Annotated in this window: 8 protein-coding genes; 6 read left to right on the top strand and 2 right to left on the bottom strand. The window is 33.9% G+C overall.

All coding sequences use genetic code 11. The features are described 5' to 3' along the window. The first annotated feature begins 19 nt into the window (after positions 1-19). Entirely contained in the window at positions 20-3,754 is a 3,735-nt protein-coding gene (locus ACNQGH_RS06070; RefSeq protein ID WP_417955094.1) for a metallophosphoesterase, read from the top strand. On the opposite strand, the gene ACNQGH_RS06075 is transcribed toward ACNQGH_RS06070, so the two are convergent. Next, positions 3,737-4,621: a hypothetical protein gene (locus ACNQGH_RS06075; RefSeq protein ID WP_417955095.1), complete on the bottom strand. Its 885-nt coding sequence runs from the start codon at positions 4,619-4,621 to the stop codon at positions 3,737-3,739. The two genes, ACNQGH_RS06070 and ACNQGH_RS06075, sit on opposite strands and share 18 nt — an antisense overlap. Before the next feature lie 28 nt (positions 4,622-4,649). Continuing rightward, complete coding sequence (locus ACNQGH_RS06080) at positions 4,650-5,714, bottom strand: hypothetical protein (protein ID WP_417955096.1); 1,065 nt, start codon at positions 5,712-5,714, stop codon at positions 4,650-4,652. Between the two features lie 663 nt (positions 5,715-6,377). Between ACNQGH_RS06080 and ACNQGH_RS06085 the strand changes: the two genes are divergently transcribed. From ACNQGH_RS06085 to ACNQGH_RS06105, 5 genes are read left to right on the top strand one after another with little or no spacing between them, the layout of a single operon-like run. Beyond that, complete coding sequence (locus ACNQGH_RS06085) at positions 6,378-8,207, top strand: PAS domain-containing sensor histidine kinase (RefSeq protein ID WP_417955097.1); 1,830 nt, start codon at positions 6,378-6,380, stop codon at positions 8,205-8,207. Beyond that, positions 8,197-8,610 (top strand): response regulator, encoded by a 414-nt coding sequence (locus ACNQGH_RS06090; RefSeq protein ID WP_417955098.1) that lies wholly within the window; start codon positions 8,197-8,199, stop codon positions 8,608-8,610. Before ACNQGH_RS06085 ends, ACNQGH_RS06090 begins: the two co-directional genes overlap by 11 nt. Positions 8,611-8,664: 54 nt before the next feature. Then, positions 8,665-9,579: an ABC transporter ATP-binding protein gene (locus ACNQGH_RS06095; RefSeq protein WP_417955099.1), complete on the top strand. Its 915-nt coding sequence runs from the start codon at positions 8,665-8,667 to the stop codon at positions 9,577-9,579. Positions 9,580-9,583: 4 nt separating this feature from the next. Further along, the gene (locus tag ACNQGH_RS06100) at positions 9,584-10,420 is read left to right on the top strand and encodes an ABC transporter permease (RefSeq protein WP_417955100.1); all 837 of its coding nucleotides are present in this window, start codon (positions 9,584-9,586) and stop codon (positions 10,418-10,420) included. Between the two features lie 15 nt (positions 10,421-10,435). Further along, positions 10,436-12,781, top strand: coding sequence for a choice-of-anchor L domain-containing protein (locus ACNQGH_RS06105; protein WP_417955101.1), 2,346 nt, complete (start codon positions 10,436-10,438; stop codon positions 12,779-12,781). Positions 12,782-12,803: the final 22 nt, after the last annotated feature.

Raw genomic sequence — 12,803 nt, forward strand, 5'->3', positions numbered from 1 at the left:
ATAATTATACTACTAAATTATGGAATTGTTTTTGGATAATCGTTTTAAAAATGGGAATAAAATAAATTTCGGTTTTATTCTTTTGTTTTTACTGCTTCAATCTTGCGCTACACATCATGCGCAGTTTGGTAAAAACATCAAAAATCCGCTATCAGTAAACGCAAGAGATAGCGCAAAAATTGCGCACACCTTTTATTTAATTGGTGATGCGGGCAATGCCAATGAAAAAAGTGCACAGCAAACGATTGGTTTACTGGAAAATCAATTAGAAAAAGCAACCAAAAATTCGACTCTTTTGTTTCTTGGTGATAATATTTACCCAGAAGGATTACCTAATACTGACAATCCAAGTGAGCGACTTAGTGCAGAAAATAAGTTAACTAAGCAACTAAAATTAGCTAAAAACTTCAAAGGCCAAACCATTTTCATTCCTGGAAATCATGACTGGTACAATGGAATCAAAGGATTACAACGCCAGGCTTCCTTTGTAACAGATTATCTGAATGATAAAAAATCATTCTTACCAAGAAAAAGCTGCGCCATTGAAGATTTGGAAATAAATAAAAATTTGACACTTATCACTATAGACAGCCAATGGTTTTTAGAAGATTGGGATAAAAACCCCACTATAAATGATGACTGTGACATCAAAACACGAGAAGCTTTTTTTCTTGAACTAGAAAACATTTTCAATAAAAATCAGGAAAAAACAGTAATTCTGGCACTTCATCATCCGTTGATGAGCAACGGGACGCACGGTGGTCAGTTTTCATTAGAAAAGCAACTTTTTCCACTGGAGCAAAAAATTCCGCTTCCGGTCATCGGTTCCCTGATTAATCTTATCCGAAAAACATCCGGAATAAGCCCTCAGGACATTCAAAACAAAAGGTATACCCAATTTATAAAACGTATAAAAACGCTCCTTCAAAGCCAGAATAATTGTATTGTGGTTTCGGGTCATGATCATAATTTACAATACATCGATAAAGACAATATAAAGCAAATCATCAGCGGAGCCGGTTCGAAATCAGAAGCTGCTAAAGCTGTTTTCCCTAATGACTTTTCTTATGGTGGAAATGGGTACGCCACCCTAGCTGTTTATGAAAATGGTGCTGCAAAAGCGTCCTTTTATGGCCAGGAAAATAATAAAGAGAAACTGATTTTTGAGCAATTCGTATTAGATAAAAAAAAGGATTATAGTACCAAAAAAATTCCAAGCTCATTTGCTAAAACAACAATCGCATCAATTTACTCAGAGCAACAAACCAAAAAATCAGCATTTTATAAATTCCTTTTTGGAAACCATTATCGAAAGTACTACAGTTTACCAATAGAAGTAAAAACGGCTACTATTGATACCCTGTACGGAGGCCTAACACCGAAACGTGCCGGAGGTGGTCATCAATCAAAATCATTACAACTTTTTGATAAAAATGGTAAAGAATATGTAATGCGTGCCCTGAAAAAAAGTACCGCGCGTTTTTTACAGTCGGTGGCTTTTAAAGACCAATTTATCCAAAACGAATTTGAAGATACCTACGCAGATGATCTTTTATCCGATTTTTATACAACTTCACATCCTTATACTCCTTTTACTGTCGGCAATTTAGCAGAAAAAATTGGAGTTGCACATACCAATCCCGTATTGTATTATATTCCAAAACACCAAGCATTAAAAGAATTTAATGCTAGTTACGGTGATGAATTGTATATGGTGGAAGAACGTCCCAATGACAGTCAAATTGCCGTAAAAAGCTTTGGAAAACCAACTGCAATTATCAGTACTGCTGATGTATTAAAAAATCTTCACAAAGACGAAAAATATACTGTGGACGAAAGCAGCTACATCAAAGCCAGACTGTTTGACATGCTCATTGGCGATTGGGACAGACACGAAGACCAATGGCGATGGGGGGAATATAAGGAAGGTAAAAAAATAATTTACAAACCTATTCCTCGAGACAGGGATCAAGCTTTTACAAAATACGATGGTGTCTTACTTTCCATTTTAATGAATATGCCCGCTTTGCGCCATATGCAAACTTTTAAGGCGAAAATTAAAAATGTGAAATGGCTCAATCGTGAACCTTATCCGTTAGATCTGGCCTTCCTTAAAACTGCCAATGAAAAACAATGGGTGCAACAGGCACTATACATTCAGGAAAACCTTTCAGACGCAGCTATAGATGACGCTTTTAATTCATTACCGGCAGCTGTTCAGGATAAAACTATCGAAAGTATTAAACAGCAATTGAAAGTTAGAAAAACACAATTGCAGCACTATGCCACTGACTATTACAAAGTGCTGCAAAAGACGGTTCTACTTGTTGGAACAGATAAAAAAGATAAATTTATAATCCGGAACAAAGCTAAGAATATCCTTAAAATCGAAGTATACCGTTTGAAAAATGAAAGCGAAGAATTACTGTACACCAAAGACTTTACTGCTGGAAAAACCAATAACATTTGGATTTACGGATTAGATGATGACGATATTTTTGAAGTAAAAGGAAAATCAAATTCTGGTATCAATATTCGATTAATCGGAGGACAGGACAACGATTCCTATGTGGTTGAAAACGGAAACAAGGTGAAGATTACTAATTTTAAATCAAAAGCAAATACCTATAGGTTAGATTCTAAAACTAAAGTTCTTTTGACGGATGACTATGAAACTAGCCTCTATGATTATGCAAAACCAAAATACAATGCTTTTTCAGGATTACCGAGCATAGGTTATAATCCTGATAATGGGATAAAATTAGGTTTTATAGCGAACTACACCATTACTAAATTCAATCAAAATCCGTACACGCAAAAACACATCTTGAAAGCGAATTACTTTTTTGCCACCGATGGATATGAGCTGAATTATACTGCTCATTTTCCAAAATCAGCAGGCAAATGGGATTTAGATCTGGAAGCCGAATTCACGAGTCCGAATTTTACAATTAATTATTTTGGTTACGGAAATGAGTCTGTAAATAATGACGAAACTTTTGGAATGGATTACAATCGGGTGCGCCTCAGAACAATAAGGGTTATGCCGTCGATAAAAAAATTGGGAAAATACGGTAGTTCCATCTTTTTTCAAACCTCTTTTGAAAGAATCAGTGTAGAAGAAACGCCTGACCGATTTATAAACATTCCCGGAATCGTAAATCCGGACGTTTTTAACAGTCAAAAATTTGCCGGTGCAACACTGAAATACAGTTTTGAGAATTATGACATCCCATCCTTTCCTACTATGGGAATGGGATTTTCCATCGCCGGAAGCTGGAAAATGAATTTAAATGACACCAAAAGAAATTTTCCTTCGCTAGAAAGCAAACTAAATTTCAACCATAAAATTGATGCCAACGGCAAAATAGTTTTAGCCACTATTGTGAAAGCAAAAGTGTTATTAAATAACAATTTTGATTTTTATCAAGGCGCAACTTTAGGTGGGGATTATGATTTGAGAGGTTTTAGAAATGAACGATTTCTAGGGAACCAATCTTTTTATCAAAGTAGCAATTTACGCTGGAATTTAGGCCAAATAAAAAGAAGTGTTTTACCAATGACTTACGGAATTTTAGGTGGTTTTGATTATGGCAGAGTGTGGCAAAAAAACGAAAATTCCACTAAATGGCATCAATCTTTCGGAGGTGGATTGTGGCTCAACAGTCTAAATGCACTTACCGCGAGAATAACCTATTTTAAAAGTACTGATGAAGAAGCTCGAATCTCTTTTGGTTTAGGATTTGGATTTTAGCTTTTTGACACTAATATGATACACATTTCCGCCAACACTTTTGGTTCTTTCATCGGCTATCAGTAAATCATTATTATCACTGAAGCAAACCGCTTCTTTTTGGGAAAAATGGTTTAATTCTAGTATTGTTTTTGTCCCATGCAAAAAATCATCATCGTTAAAATTTTCGAATAAGAAAACTTTATCATGGGTCAAAATAGCTACTTTCGATTCATCCGGACTTATCGTTGCACTAGTAATAGCGCAATGATTATAGTTGCCGCAAGTTTTGAATTCCCCCATTAAAATTGCCTCATGAAACCCATCCCTATTCGGGATTTTGTATACTAAAGCAGTACCGTCAAATCCTTTGCTTCTGTTTTTGGTGAAGAGATAAAAATTATTTTTAAACTCAAAAAAACCTTCTACATCATAGAACATCGCTGACTTTTTTGGCGGAAAATCCTTTTGTTGCGGATAAGTAAATGAGATTTTATAAGCTGGAACGGCACTTTCAGTTTGTAATGAATTCTTGTCTATTTTATAAATACACAAATCTTTTCTTTCATTGTCATTATTACCAAAATCACCAATATACAAATTTCCATCCTTATCCCTAGTAATATCTTCCCAATCAATATTTTCTGTATTTTCAATGTTGAGCGTTTTTTCAATTTTACCAGTATTGAAATTTAAACCATAAATCGCATTGGCATTACCCTGGTCTTCCAGTGTCCAAAGCAAATTTGTTTCTGACGAATACGTAATCCCGGAAACCTCTTTTAGTGTATTGGGCAAAGAATATAGCTTTTCCAATGCATCCGGATCCTGTTGACAGGATAAAAAAGCAAAAGTAACGAGCACCGAAATATAGTTTTTCAAATTCATGGTATTAGAAATGTAAAGTTATAAAAGGTTAAAATCCAGTATTGAATAAATTTGTGTTTTTAAAATTTCTAGTTATAAATTCAAAAGCGGCACTCATCACATTTCCCATGGATTTTGCTTTTTTAAAATTTAAGTCATTTGTATAACTGTATATTTCTAATTTCAACTGATTCAAATGTTCATCAGTCGATATGGTATCGGAGCCCATGATTTGCAATAATCTTTTGATACGGTTTTCGGCAGAATGTATCCTTTTGGCTAAAACGGCCCGCTCTTCATCTTTATACTGCTCTATAGAACTGCGTTGCAGTTTTTCTTTAACCAACTTTACCATTGGATAATTTTCTTTGAAAAACTGAGGGCGATACACTTTGAAATTTCCTTCATAGCATTGCTGGTCAAAATCAATAGCACGAATTCTATAAACCACCTGATCAAAATCGTGAATAGGAACAATCACATAATTATAAGAACGCATATCACCCAACAATCGAATCATGCAGCGCTCATTGAACTTGACAAATTCTTTTGCAATTTGTGATTTTTCGGTTTCGGTACAATCAGCCAGAAGTGTTTTAATGAACACATCCCCGGCAATTCCCATTATATGTTCTTCGATTAAAGTGTCTTTGTAAACTAAAAAATTTATTTTATCCGGTGACAGAATATGCTCCAATTCCAGTCCGTAAACACGCGAAGCATCCGCTTTCTTAATATAAAAATGCGTGTAATTATCATTCAAAATATTTCTGACTTTGATTCGAAAAGGTTTCGAATTTCCAAAAGTGCAATAATCGATCGAATCAACATTAAGAAATTTAATAATTCCCAAATTACCATCCGAATGTAAAAGAGAATAGATTTTCATCAAAGTCAAATCAATTTCTTTTCTTTCAAATTCATTATAATACACCCGAATCCATAAGGTGTCCTGATCACTTTTATCATATACATTTACAGAACCAGAAAAACGCAACAAATCATCATAAAAAATAGGCACTTTGGAGATTCGGTCAAATCGTTCCAAATAATCCAAAAGCGAATTGTTTATAGGATAAGATGGTTTTTTAAAAAGCATTATTGGCTCACTCATTCGAAATATATTTACTGCAAAATTACAATAAAAATAGAATTCAATAACATCCTAATTTCGAACCTATTCCTGCTTCGTAAATCCAAATGAAAATGTTTTTTTTTATAGAAAGCTTGTGCGACGAAAAAGCAAAAGCGTGCTATTTGTCGTTTTTCCCATGCAAACAAAAATCGTAAAACAAGTTAATAATCCCTTTCCTGGCAGAAGAATATAGAGCCATTTTGTAGGATTTTATTGTAGAAATAATACTACAAAAAAATAAAAAATAAGTTTTTGGTCGACTTAATTTGATTTTTAGCGAATTAATAAATATTTTTATTATTTTAGATATTTCTGTTGCAACAGTGTACCTACTAAAATTGCGGTTTTGCAAAAATAGTGGTGCGTTTTTCAAAATTATTACAAAAAAGAGGGATGTCCTCTTTGTCAATTGTAATTTTATTCAACGATTAAAAAAAAGGACCTGTAACTTAGTCATCTTAGCCTGTAAGAAAATTATTGTGTTAAATAGAATTTTGTTAAAAAAACAGATCAATTAGGAAGCTGATTTAGAAAAAAAAGTTTGTTTTTGGTACAAACAAAAAAAATACTTTTTAACGTTAAATTAAAAAAACACAAATATTTAATTGTCCCCAAGACATTGAAATCTATTTAATACCTACTATGACAAATAAACTTGAACTCTATTTCAAAGCCGCGCAATCAGCTAAAATAGGGATTTGGAAATTGAACTTAAAAACGAATCAGGTATTTTGGGATGCCGTTACAAAAAGTATTCTTGAAGTACCTGAAGATTTCATTCCGGTACAGGAAAGTGAAATTTATTTTTACACAACGGGAGAAAATAGAGACAAAATCAAAAACCTGATCGAGAAAGCTATTAATGAAGGGATTTCTTTTGAAGACAAATTTCAAATCACCACCGTTAAAAATAACATCAAGTATATAGAATGTATCTGTCAGGTAGTCCTGAAAAAGGGAAAACCTGCACAATTATTGGGCACTTTTCAAGACATCACAAAGAAGCAAAATTTAATTAACGAACTTCAATTAATTGTTGAGAAGTTTTCATCAGTTTTTTCCAGTGCCAATGATGCAATTATCGTTATTGATACTTTAAATGGAATCATATCGGATTGTAATACCAGAGCATCCGAACTGACAGGATATGATAATTCAGAATTAATAGGCTTGAACAATTCAGAATTATTTCCCATAAAACACAGAGAAAAAGGGGATGTTTTTATTTCGGATCATTTAATAAAAAATGATTACACAGTTAATGAGACCTATATAATAACCAAATCCGGAGATCTGATACCTGTGGAAGTAGCCTCGGGAAAAAAATTCATGGTCAATGATAAAACGTACCTGGTCTGTTTCTTTAGAAATATCACAGACCGAAAAAATGTTGAGGAACAGCTAAATTTGCTCTCGCTTGCCGCTTCAGAAACGACTGATACCATTGTAATTGCAAATCCAAACGGCGAAGCAATATGGGCAAACAACGCCTATTTAGATCTGACAGGTTTAACGATAGAAGAAGTGATCGGACAAAAGCCCGGATATTTATCTAAAGGCGCTGAAACAGATGTACAAGCTACAGCCATAATGAGAAAAGCAATTCAGGATAAAAAAAGCATTAAAATTATCATTCTGAATTACAATAAGAAAAAAGAAAAATATTGGTTTGAATTGAATATTACTACCGTATTTGACAGTCAAAATAATTTAATCAATTTTGTTGGTGTCGGACGCAATGTTACTTTCAGAATCGAAAAGGAAATGAAACTTAAGCAGCTATTAGAGGTAACCAGCCAGCAAAACAAAAAGCTATATAACTTTGCTCATATTGTTTCCCATAACATTCGTTCCCATACCAGCAATTTAGCGATGATTGTCGATGTGATTGAAAATACCGAAAATACAGCGGAAAAACTCTCCTATTTTGATTTATTTAAAGAAGGAACGGAAAAGCTGTCAGAAACAATTGAATATCTAAATGAAATTATAACTATACAGCAAAAAACCAATATTAATAAAACTAAGATTCGTTTAAAAGACGAAATCGAAAAAACAAAAAAGGCATTGAGTCTGGTTATCAAACAAAGTCAGATAACAATAATCGATACTATTCCCAACGAATTAATAGTGAACGCCATCCCCGCCTACTTAGACAGTATTTTACTCAATTTGTTTACAAATGCAATAAAATACAAATCCCCTACACGTAAAGCTATTTTAGAAATAGGTTATGAAGTTAACGAAAACTTTACCATTATAACTTTTAGGGATAATGGCCTAGGATTAAATTTAAAAAAAAACAGTCATAAAATTTTTGGTATGTATAAAACTTTTCACGGCAATGACGATGCCAAAGGAATTGGATTATTTATAACCAAAAACCAACTTGAGGCAATGGGTGGAAAAATTGAAGTGGAAAGTGAAGTAGGTTTTGGCTCCGTTTTTAAAATTTATTTAAATGAAAAATAAGCTGACTTATATTATTGATGACGATAAACTAACAGTAAAATTACTATCCAAGCTTATTTCAAAAAATGAATTTTGCGAAGAAATCAACTCCTTTTTTAATGCCCAATACGCTTTAGACGAATTAAAAAAGAACTATTCAAATATAGAAAATTTACCCGATGCGATTTTGCTTGATTTAAATATGCCCGTCATGGACGGTTGGCAATTTCTGGACGAGTACATTCTATTGCCAATAAAAAAAGAAATTTCAGTTTTTATTGTCACTTCTTCAATTGACCCTGCTGACATAGAAATGTCAAAAAAATATAATGTGGTAAAAAACTACATTATTAAGCCAATTACCGCTGAAAAACTAGAAGCTGCCTCGCTGTTAATGGTTGCAAAAAAACTAATTCCCGTTTAATAGTAACAAATCTTTATTTTGTTCGTCCTATATAAAACTAAAAAAAGGGGAGCTTTGGAAATCATACTCACTATTAAAAATCTCAACAAACGTTATGGCAGTGTACAAGCCTTGAAAGACGTTTCATTCGAAATCTACAAAGGTAATGTTTACGGGATTCTTGGTCCTAATGGTAGCGGAAAATCGACAACATTAGGGATTGTTCTGAATGTGGTAAATAAAACCTCGGGAGCATACAGCTGGTTTGGAGGTACAATACAAACGCACGAAGCACTAAAAAAAGTGGGAGCCATTATCGAAAGACCCAATTTCTATCCGTACATGACGGCAAAGGAAAATTTAGAATTGGTTTGCAAAATCAAAGGGATTAACTATGCAAAAGTAACCGAAAAGCTGGAATTAGTTGGTTTAACAGACCGCCAAAACAGTAAATTCAGCACGTTTTCTCTTGGGATGAAACAGCGATTAGCAATAGCTTCTGCCCTGTTGAACGACCCTGAAATTTTAATTCTTGATGAGCCTACTAACGGATTAGACCCACAAGGAATTCATCAAATTCGTGATATAATCAAACAAATAGCCTCAAAAGGAACCACTATTTTACTGGCTTCCCATTTATTGGACGAAGTAGAAAAGGTATGTACACATGCCCTCGTTTTAAGAAAAGGTGAAATTTTATATACTGGTTTAGTTGGTGGAATGTCTGCAAATGAAGGATTCTTTGAATTGCAAGCGGATGATGTTGAAAATTTGATATTGGTATTAAAAACACATCCTGCTGTAAAAAGTGTTGTAAATGAAGGAGGAAAAGTTTTGGTTTATTTAAAACAGGATTGGGATGCAAAGGAGCTGAATGAATTCCTTTTTGAAAAAAAAATTGTATTAAGTCATTTGGTTAAGCGTAAAAACAGCTTAGAAGAGCAATTTTTAGAATTAACAAATAACGCAAAACCAACTATCAAAAACTAAAATAATGAAACGACTTCTCTCAATAGAATTACAAAAAATATGGAAAAACAAAGCCAGCCGCGTTTTGACTTTGACTTATTTTATTCTCTTAACTTTTATTGCGTTAATTGCTTCAATCAAATTTGATCTTGGGATTTTCAAGCTTCATCTTGCCGAAATGGGCATTTTTAATTTTCCTTTCATCTGGCATTTTAATACCTACATTGCAGCAATTTTAAAACTATTCCTGGCGATTGTTATCGTTTCAATGATGGCAAATGAATATAGCTACGGTACATTGAAACAAAATTTAATAGACGGAATGAGTAAAAAAGAATTTATTCTTTCTAAATTTCTGACAATCGTTTTATTTGCTGTGATCTCAACCCTTTTTGTGTTTATGATGTCATTAATTCTCGGCTACAGCTTTTCTTCCTACACTGAAATCGGCATCATTTTTTCTGGTTTGCAATATCTTTTGGCTTATTTCATAAAATTAATTGGATTTTTCTCTTTCTGTTTATTTTTAGGAGTATTGGTAAAACGCTCGGCATTTGCGCTTGGATTTCTTTTAGTTTGGAATATTATTGAAGGAATTGTCAAAGGAATTTTAACTTTTAAAATATTTCCCGACAGCAATACGGCATACTATATTACACAATTTTTGCCTTTGGAATCCATGTCTAATTTAATTGTGGAACCTTTCTCCAGATTATCAATTATTAAATCTATTGGAAACCAAATTGGAATGGAGAACACCAAAGATTATAGTGTCCATTTTTCATCTGTTCTAATCGTTTTATGCTGGACTTTCATTTTTTCATTCTTATCGTATCGCGTATTAAAAAATCGAGATTTGTAGTATCTTTACGGAGCTATGAAACGGGTAAAAACAATTTTATTTTACATCCTTATTTGTTGCTCCATATTTAGTGCGGCTGGGCAATCTATTTCAGTAAATGACTCTTATACAGCCCAACAACTTGTAGCGAATATTTTAGTTAACGGTTCTTGTGCTACTATTTCGAATGCAATCGCAACAGGAGATACATTTACTGCCGGTAAAAAAAGCTATGCCTATTTTAATAATCAAGCAGGCAGTTTTCCTTTTACTGAAGGCGTGCTTTTAAGTTCCTGGAGTAGTAAATATTCTGAAGGCCCTTTTCTAAGAGAACCTACCAATGGACCTAACAGTGGGGCATCAACTTGGCTAGGAGATTTAGACTTAGAGCAGGCCTTAGGAATTACGGACACTCGTAATGCAACAGTTTTAGAATTTGATTTCGTATCGCTGACAAATCAAATTAGTTTTAATTATTTATTTGCTTCTAATGAATACCAAGATGATTTCCCTTGCCATTATTCCGATGGTTTTGCCTTTTTAATCAAAGAAACAGGAACAACTACCTATCAAAATTTAGCAGTAATTCCAGGTACCACCACCCCGGTTTCATCACAAAATATCCATCCGCTGATCAATACGTTCAATAGTACCACAGGGCCTAAACCTGGATGCCCGGCGATAAACGATACTTATTTTGGAGGTTTAAATACAAGTCCCACAAACACCAGTCCCATTAATTATAGCGGACAAACAGTGGTGATGAATGCGCAAACCAACGTTATTGCAGGAAAAATGTATCATATCAAACTGGTAATTGCTGATCAGGGGGGTAATTTTTATGACTCCGCCATTTTTCTACAAGCAAAGAGTTTTTCTCCAAAAATCGACTTAGGTCCAGACAGATCAATCACGAATAACCCAATTTGTTTTGGCGAAAGCTATACCATTGACACTAAATTGCCGGCAAGTTATACTTATAAATGGTTTAAAGATTCAATAGAAATAATAGGAGAAACTAGTCCGTCGCTTACCGTTACAGCTACTGGTAACTACAAAGTGGAAGTAACTTTGGCCCCCTCTACCTGTATGGCTACAGATGAAATAAAAGTAGAATATGCTCCAGAAATCATTTTGAATGACACAACACTTTCGCAATGTGATGCTAACAATGATGGAATTACCGTTTTTGATTTGACCCGAGCTGATGCATTGGTAAAAAACAATGCTTCCGGTTTAAGTAACATTGTATATTATGAATCTTTAGCCGATGCCAAGGCACAACTCAATCCAATTGCGAACGCCACAAATTATCAAAACAAAACAACAAACCAAACGGTCTTCGCAAGAACTACAAATTCGTATGGTTGTGCCAATTATGCAAAAGTTACCCTTACAATTTCAAATAATATGATAACTCCTCAAAATCCAATTACAACCTGCGACGGAGATACCGTTCAAGATGGTTTGTATCATTTTGATTTGAACGCACAAGTGACACCCCAAGTTTTGAATGGGTCGCCACCCGGATTAATTGTTGAATACTATTTGAATACCATTGATGCTGTTGCTCAAAAAAATCCTTTACCAAACGTTTTTAATACTACAGTCGCCAATCAACAAATTATTTATGCCCGAATTGTAAATGGTTCTGATTGCTACGCAATTAGTTCTGAAACACTGATAATTAAGACTTTTAATCCACCAAATTTTCAAGAAGAACATGCTAGTTTATGTAATGGAAGTTCCGTTAACTTAGTTGTTAATACCGGATTTTCAGGATATTTATGGAATACTGGAGCAACTACAAATTCAATTACTGTGACTATACCCGGTAATTATTCCGTAAAAGTTACTAATCCAAATGGCTGCACTGCAACGAAGAATTTTGATGTAACGGCATCTGGAATTGCAACCATAACCGGAGCGGCAATAAATGATTTTGATGGAAACGGAAATTCAGTTTTAATTGAATATACAGGAGCAGGCAATTATGAATTTTCACTTGATGGATCGTTTTTTCAAGATGCCCCCCTTTTTAATGCAGTTGCCGCTGGAGATTATTTGGTTTATGTCCGGGATAAAAATGGTTGCGGCCTGTCAAATCCATTTCAAATTTACGTACTCGATTATCCTCGCTATTTCACTCCGAACGGAGATGGATATAATGATTTTTGGAAAATTAAAAACCTTGATCTGTTGCCTAAATCCACCATAACAATTTTTGATCGCTACGGTAAATTATTAAAAGAACTTAGTTCATCTAGCTTAGGTTGGAATGGAAATTTTAATGGATATGCTTTGCCTGCTGATGATTATTGGTTTCATTTAACTTTTGAAGATGGAAGAATAATAAAAGGGCATTTTTCCTTAAAAAGATAAACCTTAATTTCCTATTTTTAGC

It is taken from the genome of Flavobacterium kochi, assembly GCF_048286715.1.
In the GTDB taxonomy this organism is placed as follows: Bacteria; Bacteroidota; Bacteroidia; order Flavobacteriales; family Flavobacteriaceae; genus Flavobacterium.